18 protein-coding genes are annotated in these 21,325 nt (G+C 59.1%); 5 read left to right on the top strand and 13 right to left on the bottom strand.

Going from position 1 to position 21,325, the window contains the following annotated elements:
* The 3 genes from ACH2EH_RS00220 to ACH2EH_RS00210 all read left to right on the top strand — a co-directional run.
* Positions 1-1,088 (top strand): DUF1553 domain-containing protein (locus tag ACH2EH_RS00220; RefSeq protein WP_395137651.1); only part of this gene is annotated, 1,088 nt, incomplete at its 5' end.
* Between the two features lie 152 nt (positions 1,089-1,240).
* Positions 1,241-2,581, top strand: a complete 1,341-nt coding sequence (locus tag ACH2EH_RS00215; RefSeq protein WP_395137649.1) for a DUF1501 domain-containing protein — start codon at positions 1,241-1,243, stop codon at positions 2,579-2,581.
* Entirely contained in the window at positions 2,578-3,660 is a 1,083-nt protein-coding gene (locus ACH2EH_RS00210) for a WD40 repeat domain-containing protein (protein WP_395137647.1), read from the top strand. Before ACH2EH_RS00215 ends, ACH2EH_RS00210 begins: the two co-directional genes overlap by 4 nt.
* Here ACH2EH_RS00210 and ACH2EH_RS00205 read toward each other — a convergent pair.
* Entirely contained in the window at positions 3,657-4,448 is a 792-nt protein-coding gene (locus ACH2EH_RS00205; RefSeq protein ID WP_395137645.1) for a YaaA family protein, read from the bottom strand. The two genes, ACH2EH_RS00210 and ACH2EH_RS00205, sit on opposite strands and share 4 nt — an antisense overlap.
* A gap of 15 nt (positions 4,449-4,463) precedes the next feature.
* Complete coding sequence (locus ACH2EH_RS00200; RefSeq protein ID WP_395137643.1) at positions 4,464-5,762, bottom strand: UDP-glucose dehydrogenase family protein; 1,299 nt, start codon at positions 5,760-5,762, stop codon at positions 4,464-4,466.
* A gap of 184 nt (positions 5,763-5,946) precedes the next feature.
* On the opposite strand from ACH2EH_RS00200, the gene prfA reads away from it, so the two are divergent.
* Together prfA and ACH2EH_RS00190 are read left to right on the top strand one after the other, a co-directional pair.
* Positions 5,947-7,011 carry a peptide chain release factor 1 gene (prfA, locus tag ACH2EH_RS00195; protein ID WP_395137641.1) on the top strand — a complete coding sequence of 355 codons (1,065 nt, stop codon included), beginning with the start codon at positions 5,947-5,949 and terminating at the stop codon, positions 7,009-7,011.
* Positions 7,011-7,829 carry a mechanosensitive ion channel family protein gene (locus tag ACH2EH_RS00190; RefSeq protein ID WP_395137639.1) on the top strand — a complete coding sequence of 273 codons (819 nt, stop codon included), beginning with the start codon at positions 7,011-7,013 and terminating at the stop codon, positions 7,827-7,829. The genes prfA and ACH2EH_RS00190 overlap by 1 nt, the downstream gene beginning before the upstream one ends.
* On the opposite strand, the gene ACH2EH_RS00185 is transcribed toward ACH2EH_RS00190, so the two are convergent.
* From ACH2EH_RS00185 to ACH2EH_RS00135, 11 genes are all read right to left on the bottom strand, one after another.
* Positions 7,826-9,718, bottom strand: a complete 1,893-nt coding sequence (locus ACH2EH_RS00185; protein WP_395137637.1) for a family 43 glycosylhydrolase — start codon at positions 9,716-9,718, stop codon at positions 7,826-7,828. The genes ACH2EH_RS00190 and ACH2EH_RS00185 overlap by 4 nt on opposite strands.
* 1 nt (position 9,719) lies before the next feature.
* Positions 9,720-11,582 (bottom strand): alpha-L-arabinofuranosidase C-terminal domain-containing protein, encoded by a 1,863-nt coding sequence (locus ACH2EH_RS00180; RefSeq protein ID WP_395137635.1) that lies wholly within the window; start codon positions 11,580-11,582, stop codon positions 9,720-9,722.
* Positions 11,583-11,588: 6 nt separating this feature from the next.
* Positions 11,589-12,617 carry a LacI family DNA-binding transcriptional regulator gene (locus ACH2EH_RS00175; RefSeq protein ID WP_395137633.1) on the bottom strand — a complete coding sequence of 343 codons (1,029 nt, stop codon included), beginning with the start codon at positions 12,615-12,617 and terminating at the stop codon, positions 11,589-11,591.
* 6 nt (positions 12,618-12,623) lie between these two features.
* Positions 12,624-14,645, bottom strand: coding sequence for an alpha/beta hydrolase (locus ACH2EH_RS00170; protein WP_395137631.1), 2,022 nt, complete (start codon positions 14,643-14,645; stop codon positions 12,624-12,626).
* Between the two features lie 9 nt (positions 14,646-14,654).
* Entirely contained in the window at positions 14,655-15,743 is a 1,089-nt protein-coding gene (locus ACH2EH_RS00165) for an endo-1,4-beta-xylanase (protein ID WP_395137629.1), read from the bottom strand.
* Positions 15,744-15,824: 81 nt separating this feature from the next.
* Complete coding sequence (locus ACH2EH_RS00160) at positions 15,825-17,324, bottom strand: serine hydrolase domain-containing protein (RefSeq protein WP_395137627.1); 1,500 nt, start codon at positions 17,322-17,324, stop codon at positions 15,825-15,827.
* Between the two features lie 16 nt (positions 17,325-17,340).
* Positions 17,341-17,913, bottom strand: coding sequence for a DUF4058 family protein (locus tag ACH2EH_RS00155; protein ID WP_395137652.1), 573 nt, complete (start codon positions 17,911-17,913; stop codon positions 17,341-17,343).
* Complete coding sequence (locus ACH2EH_RS00150; RefSeq protein WP_395137625.1) at positions 17,880-18,083, bottom strand: DUF4058 family protein; 204 nt, start codon at positions 18,081-18,083, stop codon at positions 17,880-17,882. Before ACH2EH_RS00150 ends, ACH2EH_RS00155 begins: the two co-directional genes overlap by 34 nt.
* A 1-nt stretch (position 18,084) precedes the next feature.
* Positions 18,085-19,284 (bottom strand): (E)-4-hydroxy-3-methylbut-2-enyl-diphosphate synthase, encoded by a 1,200-nt coding sequence (ispG, locus tag ACH2EH_RS00145; protein ID WP_395137623.1) that lies wholly within the window; start codon positions 19,282-19,284, stop codon positions 18,085-18,087.
* A gap of 36 nt (positions 19,285-19,320) precedes the next feature.
* Positions 19,321-19,776, bottom strand: coding sequence for a thioredoxin (trxA, locus tag ACH2EH_RS00140; RefSeq protein ID WP_395137621.1), 456 nt, complete (start codon positions 19,774-19,776; stop codon positions 19,321-19,323).
* A 25-nt stretch (positions 19,777-19,801) separates the two neighbouring features.
* Positions 19,802-21,325 (bottom strand): carboxypeptidase-like regulatory domain-containing protein (locus ACH2EH_RS00135; protein WP_395137620.1); only part of this gene is annotated, 1,524 nt, incomplete at its 5' end.

Below are 21,325 nucleotides of genomic sequence, written 5' to 3'. Positions count from 1 at the left end.
ATAATAGCTTCCAGGCCATCGCCGAGGCCGTCGCCCCCGTGGCATTTGGGGTCAAGATCGGTTGCGCCCAGTGCCACAACCATCCACTGGCCTGGGAGATCGAGCAGCGACACTACTGGGGGCTGGTCGCGGCCTTTAATCGCGGCAAAAATGTGGACACGGACTCTGGCACGGGTATTTCGGAGAGCGCCATTGGGGGTTTTATTAACTTCGCCAACCTCAAGAAAGAGTCCCAAACGGCGAGCCTTGTGTTTCTCAATGGCAAGAGTATCTCCGAGCGCGTCCCGGCTGCGGATGAAAAAGAAGTGGACAAGCCCGAGCTCTATCTCGTGCCACCAGGCACTGCCCGCGCCGCCGCTGTCCCGAAGTTCTCACGCCGGGAAGCCTTCGCCGACTCCGTGACTAAAGAGAACCCGCTGCTGGCCCGCGCCTTTGTCAACCGTATCTGGGCCAAGCTCATGGGCCGTGGCTTCGTCCAGCCTGCCGACCAGCTCGACTCCAAGCACCGCCCCAGCCACCCAGAGCTCCTAGAGTGGCTCGCAAAAGATTTCGAGACCAGCGGCTACAATATTCAGCGCCTCGTGAAAAACATCGTCCTGACACGCGCCTACCAGCTTGAGGCGAAGTCTGTCGGGAAAGTCCTGCCGCCACCGGAGTCGTTTGCCCGTGCTCTGGAGAAGCCGCTCTCGGCGGAACAGCTCCTGCACTCGCTCCAGGTGGCGACGGCGGCAAAAACAGACAATCCCGAGACCGAGAAGCTAGAGAGCGGTTTTGTGAAAGCTTTCCCTGATCTCATGCCAGACACCTACAATCCGTCGCTGCAGCAGGCGCTTTTTCTGACCAACTCCCCACTGGTAGACAAGCTACTCAAGCCCACGCCGGGCAACACGACCACAAAGCTCGCCGCACTGGCTACCCCCGAGCTGCAAGTGCGCACGGCGTTTCAAATAAGCTTCGGGCGTCTGCCCGATGCCACGGAGCTAAAGCAGTGCCAGGCGATCCTAAAAACAGCGTCGTCGCCCGAGCGCGGCGTCCAGAACTTACTCTGGGCACTTCTTACCAGCGCAGAGTTTCAGGTGAATCACTAACCAATGAACCACGGGGACGAGGCAACAAGTTGCTCTCGCTAAGGGCTTCGCCGGGCACTCTCTGAGTGCGGATACTCTGTTTCCTGACCCGGAGGGTCACCGGCGAAGCCCTTAGCGAGAGGATGTTCATCCCTCGAAACACGAGAATCACAATGAACGATAAAAGCGAGACGACAATAGAAGGCGACGGAAACTGTACTCCGCCGGAACACACGCTCCACCGGCGGCTGTTTTTGCAAGGGCTGGTCGGAGCGGGCGCAGCCTCGGCGCTGAGCTGGACGGGATTGTTCTCACCCGCCGCGCTTGCAGCGGAAGCCAAGCGCCAGGAGAAGCACTGTATTCTGCTCTGGCTCTGCGGGGCACCCAGCCAGTTCGAGACCTGGGACCCGAAGCCGGGTAGCGTGTTTGGCGGGCCGTTCCGCGCCATTCCGACCAAGCTTCCTGGTGTCCAGTTCAGCGAGCTGATGCCTAACTGTGCAAAAATCGCCGATAAGCTCGCCGTGGTGCGCTCAATGAAGACAAAGCCCAACGAGCACTTCCAAGCGATTGATTTACTGACGCGCGGCGCCGCGCCGCGTGAGCCGTTTGTTCGTCCGATTCTGGGCTCCGTGCTCGCCCAGCAGCTCGGGCATCTGGACAGTCCGATTCCGAACTTTGTGTTTCTCGATCCCAATCCTAAGGGCAACGAGTTCGAGTCGTTTAAGGCGGGCAACTGGGCCGGGTGGCTCGGGGCGCAGTACGGCCCGGTGCGGGCAGGCGGCGAGTACAAGCTCGCGGATGTCAAGCGCCTCGCGGATACCACCACGCAAGACTTCGAGCAGCGCGAGGCACTCCGAAAATTCCTCACGAAGAAGTTCGAGAACGACCGACAGAGCGCCGCCGCTAGCTCGCAAAACGCGACATTTTCTCGGGTCAAGGGCCTGATGAGCTGCGCCGATCTCTTTGATCTGGAGAAAGTCAAGCCCAAAGACCGGGAGCGTTACGGTCCGGGCACGTTTGGGCTCCACACGCTGCTGGCCCGCAACTTAGTGGAAAATGGCGCTCCGTTTGTGATGGTCGCCAATGGCATGCCCTGGGACTGCCATGTTTTCCAGCACGAGATCTACCAGATGTTAGTACCCGAGATGGATCGCATTGTCGCGAACTTAATCAACGATCTGGAGGAGCGCGGCCTGCTCGACAAAACTCTCGTCGTGGTGATGGGCGAGTTTGGACGCACGCCATGGCTCAATGCCGCCCGGGGCCGCGATCACTACCCCGATGCCTGGAGCCTGGCGATGACGGGCGCGGGCATCAAGCGCGGCGTGGTCGTGGGCGCGACGGACGCCGACGGCGTGGATGTGACCGAGAAGCCTTTCAATGAGAAAAACCTCTTCGCGACGATCTTTACCGCGCTGGGCCTCGATCCCTACGCCGAGTACGAAGCCGATGACATTCCAACGTTTTACCGAGTCGAGGATAAGGCGGAACCCATCCGGGAGGTGCTCAAATGAGTGAGATCAAGCTCACCCCCATTAAAGACCTGAAGCTACCCACGGCGGTGCTGGCGCTTGTGGCATCGCCGGATAGTAAGCAGCTCTTTGCGGCCTGCCTCGATGGTGGGGTCTGGGCGGTTCCTATCGCGTCCGGGATCCCGCAGAAACTAGGCAAGCACGAGAGCTATGCCAGCGGTGTGGCGTATCTGGCAAAGTCGAATCAGCTGATCTCAGCGGGCTACGACGGCACACTGCGCTGGTTCTCGCTTGCCAACTCTGAGGCCAAAGAGATTCGGGCTATCAAAGCTCATAGCTTCTGGTCCTGGAAAATGCGCGTCTCCCCCGACGAACGCCTTGTCGCTAGTGTCACCGGGCAGTATCTGGCGGGCGGCGAGAAGTACGAACCCGCTAAGGAGCGCGAGCCCAGTGTGAAAGTCTTCGAGACGGGGACGGGCAAGCTGCGTGGGGAGTTTGCGCACACGCCTCCCGTGCTCTCGGTGGCGTTTAGCCCCGATAGCCGCCATCTTGCCGCCGCGAATCTGATGGGCGAGATCCGGGTCTGGGATCTAGAGACGGGCAAGCAAGTGGCAGTGTGGACAACGCCGGACTTTACCTGCTGGGGCATTATCAAGAGCCACCACTATATCGGCGGCATCTTTGACCTCGCGTTTAGCCCCGATGGCCGCGAGCTGCTGGCCTGTGGCATGGGGCCAATGGTGGATCCGATGGCGGGCAACGGCAAGCAGACCTGGCAGTGCTTCGCTTGGACAGAGACTCCGGTGCGTAAAATCTCGCAGATTCAAGATGCCGATGCTGGGGCGGGCCTCATGGAGTCGCTACGCTTTCACCCCAGCACGAAAGTCTTTCTGATGGCTGGAAAGCTAGCGCAGGGTAAGTGGAACGCGGCGCTTTTTGATGCCAGTTCCGGTGGCCTAGTGCACGCTCTGGACTGCAAGATGCGCATCACCGATGCCGCCTGGCTCGGCAACGGCACCCAGCTTGCTCTCTCAGGCGCGACGGCGCAGGAGAAAAAGAACAAAGAGGGGCGCTACCCAAACTTCGGGCACATCAAGCTCTTCGATGGGGTGGGCTTTTAACTCGCCCCCGTGACAATAATGTCTAGTTGCTGAGGCTGCCCGGTGCGTGTGGGTGGGATCAGGATCACGTCCGCGCCTAGTGTGGCGATAAGCTGCGCGAGATCGTCTAGGGTGCGAAGCTTTCCTGGGTGCTGCGCCACGGCTCGCAGGATGCGGCCCTTGGTAGCCTTATTGAAGTGCGTGATGAGCTTCGGCGGCCCCAGGGGCATTTTCTGGAGCACCCGTGTGGCGACAGCTCGCTGCGCCATGGAGTCGGGAAGTGGCCCTAGCTTGACATAGCTTCCCGAGCGCAGATCCACGATAAGCTCCGACTCGTCTACACGCAACAGCAGCGGAGTTAACGAGTCGCGCCAGAAACGTGCCAGGGAGCCGATACCTGGTAGAGTTGTCTCACTGGATAGGCGGTAGGCAGGGATGCGATCTGTAAACCCCACGAACCCGAAAAGCGCACTGGCGATCCAGACGCGCCCCGCAAGCCGTGTGCGCTGGGCCACAGTCAGCGAGGCGGCATCGAGCTGCCCATAGAGAACCCCAGAGTATATCTGCCAGGCTGGGGCGGTGGGCGCACTCCAGAGGTGCTGGTTGCGCACGACCTCAGCACTTTGGTTTGATGTGAGCCCCAGCGTGGCGCACGCTCCACAAGGATCCGTGGTGCAGAGTGTGGTGAGGGCATCCAGCACCAGCCGACGCGGCTCAGAAAGCTCAGGAAAGCTGAGGCTCGCCAGCTCCAGCGAAGTGCCCCGATGCGGGTCGGTCTTTCCTTCTGAGGGCGGAAGCAGAATACGCAAGGGGTACCGTATTTTCTACTTACTACTGCGCCCGACCCCATGATAGACAAAGCCTGCGCGGCGCATTTTCTCCGGGTCGTAGAGATTACGGCCATCGAATACCATGTTTCCTCGCATTGCCGCCTTGAGTTTCTCTAAGTTAATCTGCTTGAACTCATTCCACTCCGTCACCACAACCGCCGCATCGGCTCCCGCCGCCGCATCGAAGGCACTCTTGGCGTAGGCGATCTGGGGGAAGATCTTCTTGCAGTTCTCCATCGCAATCGGATCAAAGGCCACGATCTTGCCCCCGCCCGCGAGCACTGCCGCAATCACATCCAGCGACTTGGCATCGCGCATGTCATCCGTGTTCGCCTTGAACGCCAGCCCAAGCAGTGCGATTTTCTTCCCCTCAAAGCCCCCTAGCTCCGTCTCAATTTTCTTGATGAAGCGCTTAGGCTGCTCGTCGTTGGTTTTTATTGTTGCCTCTAAGATAGGAAAGTCGTAGCCGACACTCTGTGCGGTGTGGAGCAGGCTCGACGAGTCTTTGGGAAAACAACTTCCCCCGTAACCCAGACCCGCATTCAGAAACGCGGAGCCAATTCTTCGGTCTTGTCCGACGCCTTTCATGACCTGGATCACATCGGCATTCACGGCCTCGCAGATATTGGCAATCGAGTTGGCGAAGCTAATTTTCACGGCAAGAAATGCATTGGAGGCATATTTAATCAGCTCCGCACTCGCCACGTCGGTGATGATCATCGGGCGCTCAAGAGGCGCGTAGAGCTCTAGCACTTTGAGCGCGACGATCTGATTGGGGGCACCGATCACAATCCGGTCGGGGTTAAGCGCGTCTTGAATCGCCGAGCCCTCGCGCAGAAACTCCGGATTCGAGACCACGTCAAAGTCCACGTTGCGGCGGCGGTTTGTCTCGATCACTTCCCGCACAAAGCTGCCGGTTCCGACAGGTACGGTTGACTTATTAACGATCACTTTATAGCGGTCCATCGCCGCCGCGATCCCACGGGCTGCGCTCTCCACCTGGCCCATGTCCGTGGAGCCGTCGGCGCGGGGTGGGGTGCCTACACAGATGTAGATAATCTCCGACTTGCGCACCGCGCTATCGAGATCCGTCGTAAATGTCAGACGTCCCTCTTCCGCGTTGCGCTGCACGAGTTCCTCAAGCCCCGGCTCATAGATCGGCATCTCGCCGCGCTGGAGCTGCTCCACTTTCGCCTCCAGCTTGTCCACACAGATGACCTCGTTCCCCAGGTCCGCAAAGATCACGCCCGTGACCAAACCAACATAACCCGTTCCAATAACACAAATATTCATAAATTTCTTCCAGCGGGGATTCTACCCCGCAATTACGAAATCAAACCTACATATCTCATGCCAAATTAGATATTTACGATATTTTTAATTTATTAATTAGTTTATAAAACAACCATTAGAATTCATGCAAGGTGCGTCCTGGCCCCGGCGATTGCCCTGCCACTATGGTAAAACAAGAGCTGCCATGTTTGAAAAACTACTCGATGTTGAACGACGTTACGAAGAGCTGCTCCATCAGATGATGGATCCGGAGGTTACCAGTGATGTGAAGCGCTACGCTCCCATCGCGCGGGAGCACACGTCCCTCACCCCGCTTGTCACCACATTCCGTCGCTATAAAACCGTGCTCAAGGGCATCACGGATGCGGAAGAGATGGTGGGTGACTCCGAGATGAAAGAGCTGGCGCAGATGGAGCTAGACGAGCTCAAGCCGCAAGTTGCGCCGCTGGAAAAAGAGCTCAAGCTCATGCTGCTCCCCAAAGACCCCGCCGACGATAAAAACGTGATTATGGAGTTTCGTCCCGGCACGGGCGGCGGCGAGGCGGAGCTTTTCTGTGCGCAGATCCTGCGGATGTACATGCGCTGGGCGGAGCGCCTCGGTTGGAAGAGCGAGCTGATCGCCTGCCAGGAGACAGGAATTGGCGGCGTCAAAGATGCCCAGCTCTCGATCCAGGCGGAGGGCGCGTTTTCGCAATTAAAGTTCGAGGGTGGCGTCCATAGAGTGCAGCGCGTTCCCGTCACGGAGTCGGGCGGAAGAATTCACACGTCCACAGCCACGGTCGCGGTGATGCCGGAAGTAGACGATGTCGAGGTTAATATTGATCCCAAAGACCTCAAGATGGACTACTACCTCTCGGGCGGGGCAGGTGGCCAGAATGTCCAGAAAAACGAGACGGCGGTGCGCATCACCCATCTGCCATCAGGAATTGTGGTGGCATGCCAAGACCAGCGCTCACAGCTCCAGAACCGTGAGCAGGCCATGCGCGTTCTGCGCGCCCGTCTGTATGACATGGAGCTAGAAAAACTCCTCTCGTCGGTGACCCAGAACCGACGGCTCCAAGTGGGCTCCGGGGATCGGTCTGACAAAATCCGCACCTATAACTTCCCCCAAGATCGCCTGACAGACCACCGGATAGGGCTGACACTACACGGGCTGAACAATATTATGGATGGCGATATTCAACAAATCATTGATGCGCTCGTCACCATTGACCAAGCCGACAAGCTCGGTGAGGGCGGTTTCGCGTAGTGCTCCCCACCCATGACACTGCGCAGTTGATTGCGAGTCGCCTTCGGCTTGGGCCACTGGAGAGCAATATCCTCCTGGTGGTTCTGGATCTCGTGCTTCTTGTCGCGTTTTATCTCGCCGTGCGCTGGCTGCTCAAGCGCGTGGTGCGGCGTGTCGGGGAGCAGCTCGCGGAGCGGGCCAAGGCGGAGCACCAGGCATCGCGGGTGCGCAGCCTCGCGGGTCTGCTCCAGAACACGGCGGATTTTGTGCTCGGCTTTGTCTTTATCGTCTCGGGCCTGAGCCTGGTTGGGATCAATGTCACCGCCATCGTCGGCACGGCAAGTGTCGCGGGCTTGGCGTTTGGTTTCGGGGCGCAAAAGCTCGTCAAAGACGTCATCACGGGCTATTTTTTGCTTTTAGAAGACCAGTACGTCGCCGGAGACTACATCACGATTGGCACTGTCACGGGTACGGTTGAGGAGCTCGGCATGCGTATCACCCGAATCCGCGACGACGACGGCAAGCTCTATATTCTCTCCAACGGCGACATCGCCCAAGTCTGCAACCACAGCCGAGGCTTAGTGGGCGCGAGCTTCGAGCTCTCGGTCGGGGCAGCGGAAGACATTGCCGCTGTCACCAAGATTATCGAAGAGACGCTTGCTACCCAGAATCTTCCCGCGCCCGCCCGTGTCGAGGGAATCACGCTCGCCGACGCCACCAAGACCACGCTGCGTATCACTTTCAAAGCCCCTCACGGCCAACGCCCCGCTCAGATTCTCCCTCACCTGCGCGCCACCCTCCGCGATGCACTTCTCGCCGCCAACATCACGCTTGCTTAGGCCGTAACTGTTCTCCAACGAAAACGAGAGCCATCGGGCTGGTTTCTTTTCCCCCCCGTACTATCCGCCAGAAGTTTCCCACTGTCTGGAGCCAGTCGGAGATAGCGTTGAGTAGTGAGGGAAAGCAAGGTGAGCTCTCCCCGAGGCGTCTCGATCCACTGACTAGTTTCGGCATCCGATATCCTTCCCATCTTGAGAACGAGCGGCTCACTGCCATCGCTAGTTGGAACCGAGACTAGCCCCTCGACCGACTGAAGCGCAATACGCCCCTGGCCTCTGTCGAGGACTCTGAACTGTGTTACTGTGCCGACCGCGAGTACCCGATCGCTGCCCACTTCCGTAAGCGTGATGGTCTTCCCATACGGGATTGGCTTGGTCCCACGGCTCAGCGGCTCGTCCAGGGTGAAGCGCACAAAGTCGGCGTGGCCTCCGGCGGCTCCCGATGTGCTGTAGTGAAACAGAGAATAGCGTACACCTTGAAACGTCTTGAGCTGGAAGACCATCTTGAACTCGCTCCCCAGAGGCTCGAAGCTCTTGCCATTGGTGCTGAAACTAAACTTGGCCTTCTCCGTCAAGAAGTCGCACTCGGCCCGGAGCCAGATTCGCGTGTCTCTGAGCGGAGCCAGGGCCACCTTGCCTGTGGCTTTGTCGTACTGCTCCACCGTGAAGCCGCTTGCCTTGCAACGCACCCCAATCCAGGCATACGGAGAGTTAAGCAAGCCCAGCCCGGCGAGATCACCTGGCTTCATGCCACTGACATCCAGTTCTGCAGTTGGCGTCGAGACCGGGCCGATAGCGCGCTGCGTGAGGGTATTGCGCGCTTGCCAGAAGTCGGGGGCGGGGAGCGCGTGTAGGCGCAGGAAGCCGGGGCGCTCCGTCAGTGACCACTTGGTATTATCGGGCGCATGGTTCCACTGCCAAATCGGCTTGAGCGTCTTGCCCGAAAAGTCATCGCTGCGCTCGTAGGGAGCGGAGGGCTTCGATGTTGCCCCGGTCTTGGGCTTAACCCAAGTACGCGGCGAGCGCCCAAGGTTACCAGGGAGCCCAAAATAGGGCCAGCCATCTTTCCAGGTGACCGGCGAGAGCCCGGTAAGCCGCCCGAGGGAGTTGAAGTCCATCATTGAGAAGCCCCACCACTCGCCGGTTGGAGTCTCGACAATCCCACCCTGGTGCATCGCACCGTTGGCGATCCCGAAGTCCTCACCCGCGCTGATATCGAGCACTTCGTAGGGACCTTCGGGGCGATCCGCACGGGCACAGGGCATCTTCATGGTGCCCATATACCAGGCTGAGGTAATGAAGTACTTGCCACGGATCTTATAAAAATGTGCTCCCTCGCCCATGCCGTCGCTGGGCTTGAAGAGCGTGCGCTCCGTGCCCGCAATGGCATCAGTGAGCTCACTATTGAGCTGGACAAGACGCAGATCGCGGTAGCCGTAGACCACATAGATCTTGCCGTCGTCATCGAAAAGCACCGAGGGATCATGAAAGCCCGTCTTCATCGCCCAGTGTTTCCAGGGACCGGCGGGGTTGGTTGCGGCATAGACTTGCATCGGCTGGCCCCGGACATTGGTAAAGATGTAGAACGTCCCCTTGTGCCAGCGAAAGCTCGGGGCCCAGATGCCCTGGCCGTAGATCGCCTTGCCGTCCTCTAGGCGGTACTCGGGGCCGAAGTCCAGTTGCTCGCAGGCGTAGCTGAGGAAGCGCCAGTTGACCAGATCCTTGGAGTGGAGCACGGGGAGGCCCGGCATAGCGTGCATCGTGGTGCCGGTGAGATAGAAGTCACTGCCGACCCGGATTAAATCGGGGTCGGAGAACTCATCGTAGAAGAGCGGGTTGGAAAAAGTGCCGTTGCCGTTGTCGGCTCGCCAGGTCTGTTTTTGCGGCATCTTAGCGTGTTTCCAGTTGAACGAGTGTGATGGAGTAGGGCGCAAAGGTGTGGGTAAAGCTTGAACCAATGCCGCTGATTTTGCGCGTTGTAGGAACGACTTTGGTCGGGTTTTCCATGGAGTTGGTCTCGTCTGGATGCGCGGCGAGTGTGGTGACGGTGGCCTCGGGCTTGACGGAGCGGACGCCCTGGAGTTGGATAGTGACACTCTGCGGCATCTCGCCAGGGTTAACGTGCTTGATAAAAATCGTCCCCGACTTGCTCCTGCGCGTGACGGAGGTGAGAAGCGGTGCGCCGGTCAGGCTCACTTTCAGAAGCTCATCCCCGACACGGGTGCTAAAGAGCTTGAGGGCGTAGTAGCTGGGGGCACCATAGGATTTGAGCGCATCGTAGCCGATTAAGTCAGGGCGCCACTGCCGTGCGCCGGGGTTGATATTGACAAAGAGCGGCGCGTAGCACTGCATCGTCACAAAGTCTGAGTGACGCTCCATGGCCGTCATGAACGCCGCATCCCCAAGCGCCGCCTTCATGCTGGGCGTGGCGGGTAAGTTTCGCGATGGCGGAAGCCACGGGGCAATCTCCTCGTGTGCGCCCCACTCACCCACAAAAATCTCGGGGCCTTTGCGATCATAACGCTCAAAGTGCGTCGGCGAGTCGCGGATAAAGTCGGCGGCCTTGCGGTAGTAGTGCTCATCGAGCACATCGGGGCGGCGGCTGGTCACGCGCTTGCTGGCGGGCTGTTCATTGCCTACCGTGGAGACCACTTTTAGGCTCGGGTAGCGTTTCTTAATCGCATCGTAGAACTGAGCAAAGCGGCCATCGTAGCTCCCGGATCTATCGAAGAAGTCCTCGTTGCCCACTTCGACATAGCGGAGCGGGAAAGGCTTAGGGTGGCCGTCTTTGGCGCGCTGCGCTCCCCACTTGCTGGTCACCGGCCCGGTAATGTACTCGATCTCCTCCAGCGCCTCTTGGACATACGGCTCCAGCTCCGGGCCAGGTTTGACAAACTCACCACGCAGGGAGTAACCCGCGTAGACCCCCAGAACCGGCTCCGCTCCCATGTCCTCGCACCAGAGCAAGAACTCTAGCAACCCCATTCCATCAGACGAACGATAGCCCCACGGACACGGATGCCCAGGGCGCCCCGAGAGCGGGCCAATCGTCTTCTTCCAGTCGAAGCGAGTCGCGATGGTATTGCCCTCTAGGTAGTTGCCACCGGGGAAACGCAGAAACGCGGGCTTGAGGTCCACGAGCATCTGCATAATATCGGGGCGCAGGCCGTTGGGACGATTCTTCCAGGTTGGCGGGAAGAGCGAGACGAGGCTCAGCCAGAGCGTACCCGGCTTGCTGACCGTGATCGTAAAGACGGCATCCGTGGTGGGGGCGACACTGCCCGTTGTGAGAGTGATGGTGTGCTGCTTCCAGGTCTCGGTCAGGCCAGTGACACTCGCTTTTGCGTAGACTGTCTTGCCGTCGCGGCTCTGGAGCGTGAGGGTTAGTGGGCCCGCACTGCCTCGTGCAAAAAGCGAGGCTTTGTAGCGCGTGTTGGGCTTGATGGGAAAGCCCCAGTAGCCAGCGTTGGCAACGCCTGCACCCGCCGTCTCCACCTCCACACGTAGGCTTGTTGTGAGTACTGTATTCACCGCCTGCACCGTGTCCAGCGCGAGAGTCGCGCCGCCAACACTCGACCAGTGCGCGGGATTTTTGGCATCGTCAAGAAAGGCACGGTTGCGGATCAGCTCGGCGTAGAGGCCACCGTCGTAGCTGTAGTTGATCTCCTCGGTCATCAGACCATAGTGAAGCGGGCTGACCTTGCCCGTCGCTTTTGTCGCGTCTATCGTGAGTGTCAGGTTCTGTTTCTTCATAGCTTTTTAAGGGTGTTTTTTCTGGCAGGTCATGCCCTCTCGCAGCCGCATGGCGACCGCTCGTGTGGGCAGGGGCACCTCGGGGCTCTGCATCTTTTCCAGCAGGAGCAAAACCGCCCCGCGCCCCACCTGCTCCATCTCGTTGCTGATCGTGTGGAACGGCAGAAAGTAGCGGTCGTCGGTACGGGAGTGGAAGAGCAGGATCGAGAGATCGCCTGGAATCGTGAGCCCGAGCTGGTGGCTGGCGTGGACAACCGCCATGGCCTCCGCAAGCTCGTAGGCGATGATGGCGGTGGGGCGCTCCGGGCTCTGGAGCAAGGCTTTCGCACCGGCAATGCGCTCGTCGCCGGGCTCGTGGTGCCAGAGCTTGGGAAGCGCATAGACATGAGGTACCCTCCCGGCGGCGGCCATCGCCTGCTCGTAGCCCTGCTTTCGATCGTGCTTGCTGTAGTGGGCGTTGAGGGGCTCATCGGAGTCCACGTAGGCGATCTTCTCGTGCCCGAGAGTGAGCAAGAACTCCGTGGCGAGCCGCCCCCCTTGGGAGTCGTCGGGGTGGATCGCATCGAACTCCTGCTTCACATTGAGCCAGATCGCCGGGATACGGAGCCGCAGGATGGTCTCCAGGTAGCCCGGCGACGATGCCACGTGGCGGTTGAGCAGCACTCCATCTACCGAGAGCTCATGGAGGGTGTGGGGCAGGTAGGTCTCGTCTTCCATCATGGGGTCGGGTACTTGGGAGAGCACGAGGTGCAGGTCCTGGTCGGCGAGGGCGCGGGTGAGCCCGAAGAGAAGCTCTGGGGGAAGGTACTGCCCCCAGAGCGACTGGATCAGCGCGATACTGCCAAAGCGCCCCGCCCGCACCGCGCGCGCCGAGGCATTGGCACGGTAGCCAAGCTCCTGCGCCGCCTCGCGCACCCGCTGCTGGGTCTTGGGGCTGATGCGCTGGGTATCGCCGCGCCCATTGAGCACATGGGTCACCGTGGCGCGGGAGAGTCCCAGGTGCTCAGCAAGAGTCGCGATGGTCGGATGGGCCATGCGCTCCTACTTCTCCTGAAAGACCCGCTGGAGAAAGTAGAAGAGGTTGTTGCGCCAGTGGGTCGGGTCGTGGGCGTGGCTATCCACGTTCCAGAGATGCGGAACCCCTTTCTCTTTTAAGAAGCCATGCACACCCTGGCTAATGCCAATCAGCCCATCTTTATTCCCACACGAGAGATAGAGCAGCTTGAGCTTCGCTTTTGCCGCCTCTGCATCAGGGACGAGCTGCGCGGGCGACTTCGTGTTAGGTGCCGACGAGAACCCACCGATCCAGGCAAAGGTATCTAAGTGTCCCAGCCCGAAGTTCAGCGACTGGCCGCCGCCCATCGAGAGCCCTGCGACTGCCCGACTCTCCCGCTCGCTCTTGACCGAGTAGCGCTTCTCAATGGCGGGGATCAGATCGTCGAGTAGATCGCGCTCAAAGACCGCAAAGGCAGGGGCTGTGGCGAAGGCATTGGGGCCGGGGCGGTCATCTTTCTGGGCGCGGCCATTGGGCAGGACAAGAATCATCGGCTGGGCTTTGTCCTCGGCCAGCAGGTTGTCCATCAAGAGATTGGGGGAGGCAAAGCGCAGCCACTCGGTCTCGTCGCCGCCGATTCCGTGCAGCAGATACAGAACAGGGTATTTTTTGTCCGGCGAGTAGCCTGGCGGGGTGTAGACATTGACTTTGCGCTTCACTCCCACGGTCTTGGAGTCGTACTCGATCAGCTCCAGCTTGCCGTGCGGGACATCGCGGTTGGCATTGATCTCAGCGGGCGGGTCGGGGAAGGCTTGCACATCATCGGGATTGAGCTTGATCGGGCCACCAAAGCCTCCAGGGCGTCCAGGGCCACGCGGCGGCTGGCCACTTGCCTGGAACAGGAGCGGCGCGAACTCATTGAGGCAGCGGCGCCAGGTGAGCCACTCGTGCGATGTCCCCGGCGACTCGTAGTAGCCGTGCTTGATGCCCGCCTTGTCTAGCGCCTCATGGTAATTGTGGACACTGGCGTACATATTCGCGGGCTCCACCGTCCCGATCCCCAGCCAGATCAGCTTCATCTTTTTATTGAACGCGTCGGTGTCCGCCATCGCCCCGTTGTGCGCCGTCTTGAGGTCCACCGGGCCGCCAAAACCACCGCCGCCACCGCTGAAACCACCCAGCGACGCGAACAGCTCGGGGTGGGCTAGGCCGATCTGGAAGGTCTGCATCCCGCCCATCGAGAGCCCCGCCATCGCGCGATTCTCCCGGTTGGCGAGCGTGCGGTAGGTGGTATCAATCATAGGGATCAGGTCTTTGGTGAAAACCTCGTCGAGCGCGGAGAACATCCGGCTGAAGTCAGGCGGAGTGGCGGGCGTCCCTGCGGCGGGTGGACGGAGCGGAACTTGCGGCTCGCCGGGCTTTCTTGCGTAGCCCTGCTCCATCACAATCAGCATCGGTTTGGACTTCCCCGCCGCAATGAGGTTGTCCATAATATTGGCAACTTTCCCCTGAACCGGCCAGCCGCGCTCGTCCTCACCGCCGCCATGCTGGAGATAGAGCACGGGGTAGCGGGTGTCGCGGTTGGTGTCGTAGTCCGGTGGGGTGTAGACAAAGATGCGCCGCCAGTCTTGGGTCGTCTTGGAGAAGTAGATCCGCTCGCGCACCTCGCCGTGGGGGACGTCCTTGGGCAGGTAGTAGTCCACGTCTTTTTCGGGAATCTCGATACCGCTGGTCTGCTTGCCCGTGCCATAGAAAGTCTCGCTACCGGGATCGTTGACCTGGACACCATCAATCACGAGCCAGTAGTAGTGAAAGCCGGGCACTTGTGGCTCCGAAGTCGCAGTCCAGTTCCCCTCAGCATCTTTGGTCGCAGCGAGGCGCTTGCCTCCCCCAAGGTTAAACTCGACTTTCTGGGCATCGGGCGCTTTGACGCGGTAGATAACTCTTAGGTCAGGGAGGATGCGCGGGTATTCGGCCCCACGAATATTGGAGCGGGCGGGCTGCTGGGCATAGGCGAGTGCGGTCATCGAGAGCACGGCGGCGAGCAAGGGAAGTTTTCGTTTCATCATTGATTCGTCCTATCCGCGTTTCTTTGCGGCGTTCTGTACGGCGAAAAAGGCGGGTTTGGTCTTGCCCTGGCGATCGAAAAGAAGCGGATAGTCGGTGCGGCCACGGATGGGGAAGTTATCGAGCCAGGAGCTACCATCGTGGGTTCCCCAAAACGTCACCCGCCCGATGGTTTTTTGGTGGCGCAGGAACAGCTCGAAGGCCTGGCGGTAGCGCTCGGCGTGTGCCTGAGCGACTGAGTCGGGGAGGCCGCTTGTGTAGCCATTCATCACCGCCTGCTGCTCAGGGGTCATGGTCTGGCGGAACCCAATATCAGCTCCCTGGTACTTTGTCGGTAGCACCCCGAGATCTAGCTCGGTGATCATCACCTTAAGCCCTAGGGCAGCGTACTCTTTAATCGCGTCTTCCACCTCGGCGAAGTTGGGGTTGTCCATGCGCCAGTGACACTGAATCCCGACGGCGTGAACGGGCACTTTCTGCGTCAGCAACTTATTGAGAAGCTCAACAGCCTTGGGGCGCTTGTAGCCCAGCTCGATATTGTAGTCGTTGTAGATCAGAGTCGCCTTCGGGTCGGCCTGGTGCGCAACACGAAACGCCTCCGCGATAAAGTCGTCGCCGATTGCCTTGAGCCAGGGAGAAGGGCGGAGAATCCCAGGGCCGTCGTTGATGGCTTCGTTCACCACGTCCCACTGCTTAATCTTGCCCTTGTAGTGCCCGACCACCGTGCCGATATGGGTGCGCATTCGGGTCAGCGCCACCTCACGGGTAAGCGGTTTGCCGTCTTGGCCCTCGAACATCCAGCGCGCGGTCTGTGCGTGCCAGAGGAGCGTATGCCCAATCGCACTGGCTCCACAGCTCTTGCAAATCTCGACCAGTTTATCGCCCTCGGCAAAGCGAAACTCTCCCTCACGCGGCTGGACAGCCTCAGGCTTGAGGCTATTTTCCGGCGTGATGGCCGTGAAGTGCGTGGTAGCAAGCTCTGTATCTTGCTGCACTTTTCCCTGAAGCGCCGCGACTCCTAAAATCGTCCCGATCAGGAACTTTCCCTTGTACGCGTCTTTGAGTGGCATGACTTTCTCTGTCTTTTCTATCCGCTGCATTCTACGATAACCCCTTTGCTATTTCGTCGTAGCTAAAGTATACCATAGTATCTTTAAAAAAGAGCAATGTTTCCAAAGGGTCTAGCTCGCTTTTCCGGTGAGTGCTGGAGATTCGGTGGGGCCAAAGCCCACATTGGTCTTCCTCGCGAGAGTGATGTTCTCCCCCACAAACTGACAGGTAAGCGTGTGGATATAGGGTGTCTCGTAGGCAACCACAGTCAGGGCAAGGGTATCGTTGGCGATCCAGGCACCGTGGGTCGCCACTTTCTTGGAGAGGTACCCCGGAAACTCTGCCGTGCCTCTTGCCCACCCCATTGTGCTGTAGGGGAGTTTCCACTCAGCGGCAGCGGTTTTGACCACCACTTTTTTGTCGCTCACCTTCAGCCACTGGATCTTTTGGGGATTCTCTGCAAAATGGTAGGTCTTCCCATACACCGCATTCGCCATCGGTGAGGTCGGCACTCCGGTGGGCGTGGCGATGGTTCGGTCGTTCAAGTTACGTGGTTCCCCCGGCCCGGAAAACCAGTGCGTCGAGCCAGGGCGGCCAAAGGCAGGAACGAGGTGCTCATGGATGGCATTCATGATGCCCTGCAAGTCGCCTGAGCCTGCGGTGAGCACGATCACGCCCTGGTGCTCGGGTAGGACAATACAAAACTGCCCGAACGCCCCATCACCGCGGTAGATCCCGTTGCGACAGCGCCAGAACTGGTAGCCGTAGCCCTGGGTCCAGTCACTGGGCTGGCTCGGGTCGCCGTTGGATATATGCTTGCTCGTCGCCGCAGTCACCCAGGATTCAGGGAGGAGCTGCTTGTCGTTCCACTTGCCTTTCTGCACCAGGAGCACCCCGAGCTTGGCGATGTCCTCCGTGGTGATACTGAGCCCGAAGCCCCCCGTACTGCGGCCTTTTGGGCACGTCTCCCAGGTCGGGTTCTGGATGCCCAGCGGCTCAAACAGCCGGGGCTTGAGATAGGCAAGTACAGTCTTTCGGGTCACAGCTTGGACAATGGCCGAGAGCAGGTAGGTCGCTCCCGTGTTGTAGACAAACTTCGAGCCGGGGGCATGCTCCACCGGTAGAGATAAGAATGTCTTTACCCAATCGCCGTTGGGGGAACCAAGAACGGCCCCCGTCGTGTCCTTGTCATGTCCGGTTCCCATCATCAAGAGGTGGCGCACCTCCATGGCGGCCAGGTTGGAGTCGGGCTTTGCTGGTCGCTCTTTCTCAAAAAACGAGAGAACTTTATCGCTGAGCGAGAGCTTTCCCTCCGCCACGGCCAGCCCAACCGCCGTGGAGGTGAAGCTCTTAGAGAGCGAGTAGAGCATGTGCGGGTGCTCCGGGCCATACGGTCCCCACCACCCTTCTGCGCAAACCTTGCCGTGCTTGACCAGCATCAGGCTGTGGATCCCCAGTTTTTTCTCCTCAGCGGCTTTGACAAACGCCTCTACCTGAAACGTATTGATCGCCCCGCCTCGATCTCTGGGGAGTTTCTGGCTGCCCCTTGCCTCCGCCTCACTGTCTGCCCGCACCAGCGCTGATGTCCCCGCCCCCACCAGCAGTGAGCGGCGGCTTAGATTTGTTTTCATAGCAAGAATTCTACCCCTACCCACTAGATTTGAGCCACTCCGCCGCCCACTGCGCATCAGAGGGTTTCAAGCGTGGCGTGGGCGGCTGTGAATAGTCTACGGAGCGCCGAAAAGCCCCGTCGTCGTAGCAGTTCGTAAAAATGGCTCCAAGATCAAGCAAAACATCCGCGTAGCCCACCGTCAGTGGCACGTCAACCACAGACAAAGTGTCATAAAGAGTAAATGGCCAGCAAGCATAACGATTGCCCGTTCTTGCCCGATGCAAACAGACAACATAGTCCCAGGCAGTTCCATGCCAGGAAAGCAAGCTCGCGGGGGCAACGGCAACGGTGTGCTGCCCTACCCGGAGTAAATCTATTTCAAGCAGGTGAACATCGCCCTCCAGCATATCCAACTGCTTCTTTCGATACTGCTCTCGCCCGGCTCCCTGCTTGTTCACCGGACTCAGCACCTCGATCACTGCGACCACGTGCCGGTCATCATGGGTCGTCATGACTTTGATAAACGGCTCGCGCACCTCTTCGTCCGCTTCCACCACCTCGACTGCCGTCGTCGCTACGCGTCCCTGCCCCGTCGAGGCCGAGGGCAGATACTTCTCTCGGGTAGCAGATAGACATTTTCATCCATCACGGCCACAAATGCTTCGGAAAGCTCACGATTTAGCCGCCGCGTCATCTCCGTCATCAAATGTATGTGCATATTCGCCCAGTGGATCGGGCTCTCAATCCACGGGTCCATCCCCGGAAACGGCGAAGGCATTTCAATTCTCCTTTTTCGGTTCCTGCCACTTACCATCGGATTTAATGAGCCCGATCAACTCTTCAACACCAACACTCTGATCCACGGTTTTAATTTCGTCTCGCTTACGATAGAGCGTGATTTTACCACCGGCTTTTCCGACATAACCGTAATCTGCGTCGGCCATCTCGCCAGGGCCATTCACTATACATCCCATCACGGCAATATCGAGACCAATTAAGTGATTCGTCGCACGTTTTACTTGATTTAGTACGGTTGGGAGGTCAAATTTCGTGCGTCCACAGCTTGGACAGGCGATGAACTCCACTTGAGTCTTACGTAGGCCCAGCGCTTGTAGGATTTCATAGCAAACCGGCAGCTCTTGAATAGGGTCTTCCGACAAAGAAACTCGAATGGTGTCGCCGATGCCCTCGGCTAAAAGCGTTCCGATTCCGGTGGTGCTTTTGATGCGTGCGTACTGGCCGTCGCCCGCCTCAGTCACACCCAGATGCAGCGGGTAATCCATCCCCTCGGCGTCCATGCGCTGCACCATTAACCTATTGGCGGCGAGCATGATCGGGACGCGGCTGGCTTTGAGGGAGATGATGAGGTTGCGGAAATCGTGTTTCTCACAAATTCTTAAGTACTCCAGTGCGCTCTGTACCATGCCCTCGGGCGTGTCGCCAAAAGTGACCAGCATGCGCTCCGCGAGGCTGCCGTGATTCACCCCAATGCGCATGGCAATATCGCGCTTTTTGCACGCCTCAATCACCGGAACCAAGCTCGCCTCGATGGCTTCGCGCTGCTCCTGATGCTCAGACTCCGTGAACTCGGAGCGGCGTGTGTGCTTGTGAAAGACAAACAGCCCGGGGTTGATGCGCACTTTGTCCACAAACTCCGCGACGGCGACGGCGATATCACTGCCCTGGTGGTGCACATCCGCGACCAGCGGTACGTCTATCAGTCGCGCTCGCAGCTTCGCCTTAATCTCGCCTAGCTTGTGCGCCTCCATCATCGAGGGCGTCGTCACACGCACCAGCTCCGCGCCCTTGCGTGCCATCTCGGTGATCTGGCGGACGCAAGAGTCTACGTTCTTGGTCTCCTCGGTGATCATGGACTGCACGACCACGGGATGGTCTCCCCCAATAAAAACCTTGCCCACGCGCACGGCGCGGGTCTTGCGGCGAGGAAAGATCAGCGGAAGGGAATCGTAGAGGCTCATGCTCTCATTGTACCCTCCCTCATGAACGGGGGAGGGCTACCGGTAGATGAAATCCCGAATGGCTGAGGCGGGCTGCGCCCCCGCTTGCTCCGCGACCAGTTTGCCGTTCCTGAAGAGCAACAGCGCCGGGATTCCTTGGATATTGTACTGCGCCGACAGCCCCGGCAGTGCCTCGGTGTTGACCTTGACGATCAGAGACAGGCCCGCCTCCTGGGTCGCCACGCGTTCGAGCTGCGGAGCGAGCATCTTGCACGGGCCACACCACTCGGCCCAGAAGTCCACCAAAACCGGCAGTGGGCTGGCGGCGATCACGGCATTAAAGACGGCGGTGCTGGGAATCTCCACGGGCGCATTGACCAGCGGCAAGCTTGCCTCGCACTTGCCACACGTCCCTGAAGCGGCGAGGCGCTCGTAGGGAAGGCGGTTCTTCTGGCCACAGGCGGGGCACGGCGCGACGATGCCCTTTAGATCGGCGGTGAAAATGCTACTCATGCCCTCATGATACCGTTGATTCTGCCTAGAGCTGATGTGGTTTGGTCTCGGCCAAGCGGATGATATGCGTCTGTTTGCCGAGGGGAAGTGTCCCGAAGCCGATAAATTGCTGCTTCCCCTTCTGCCAGAAGGCAGTGATATTCAGCTCGTTGGTCGGGACAACTTGCGCCGTGAAGTGGCCCTGAACATCGGTATCGGCGCGGTAGTTATTGTGCGTCCCATAGATCTGTACAGTTGCCTTTGTCGCCGGTTTGCCTTCAGGGGTAAGTACAAACCCATCAACACGCGCGGTTGCCCGAAAAAGCACTAGCTTTCCAGCGTTATGTGGCTTACTAAGCACAGCGGGAGCGCCGGGGTTGTAGCCTACAGCCCCGTACCCAAGCTTCGTACAACCAAAGTGAAACACCTGACCCGGTGTTATGAAGAAAGTAAAGGCTCCCGTGGCATCGGTTGTTGTCTTAAGCCAGCGCGTGTCGAAGGGATGGATATTGAGACTACTGGCACCAGAGACGGCCACGCCACCCACTGCTCGCCCGAGATCATCGACAACACGACCAAAGACCTTGACCAGTTTTCCCTTCTCCAAGCGCAAGGTCAGCGGCTCCAGGCTTGTTGCAGGCACTTCTATCTCGACAGACTCCTCGCCACGAATCGCACGCAGACGGATGGTTTTTCGCTCCTCACGGTAGTTGGTGGTGATAAACTTGCCCGTTTTGTGGTCACGGTAGCCGTAGCTTCCTTGTTTGGTTCCCAAACTCAGCTTGTTCTCAGGGATAGAGAATTTTCCGTTGCCGTCGGTTTGATACGGCCCAGTCACTCCACTCAGGAGAGTTATCTCCGCATTCGCCACAGGGATATTATTTGCGTCTATCACGGCTCCTTGGACGGGCTGCATTGAAATAGCAACCAAATCTGCGCTCAGCACCTGACCGGTTTCGCCAGAGACAGTTCGGGAGGATTGCTCATGAAACCTGCGACTGGTTCCATCAACCGACCAGCCCTCCTTCCCTTCTAAAGGCACGAGAATTACTGCCTCGATGCGACAAAGCGTTTTTGCGGGCAACGACAGAGAGTAGCGCCCCTCGTGATCGGTTCGCGTCGTATTAACCTGACGCTCTTGAGGAATCTCCACACCACGGCGGATTAGCGATGTATCTTTTGTCAGTGCAATGACTCGCACACCCGCCATTGGTTTGTGTGTTAAGCCATCGGTAAGCTGCCCTTGAACCGTCACGCCGTTGGTAAATGTCTCTTGCGGTGGTAGAGGTGGTGGTGGAGCAGCGGTTGCCTGTCGTGCGACGGCTCGCCAGGGAACCAGTGCGGGGACGATCAGAACGCTGGCAAGCGTGAGTAGTCCAAGGGCTTTGTGCCTTGGGAGCGTCGGCTGTGCAAGTGCTTCTAATCTGCGCCGAAGACGTGAGGGACGCTCGAAGGCTCCGACGGCAAGCGCGGGCGTGTGGCGAAGCGTTGTGGTGAGCAGCACACGGGCGTACTCAGCGCGGGGAGCGTTGGTGACGGCAAGCACAAGAGCATCGGCGGCTTGCTCTCG

Origin of the sequence: Armatimonas sp. (genome assembly GCF_043760365.1) — a bacterium.
GTDB lineage: Bacteria > Armatimonadota > Armatimonadia > Armatimonadales > Armatimonadaceae > Armatimonas.
The sequence above is the reverse complement of the archived record's forward strand: the minus strand, read 5'-3'. Positions and strand labels throughout refer to the sequence as shown.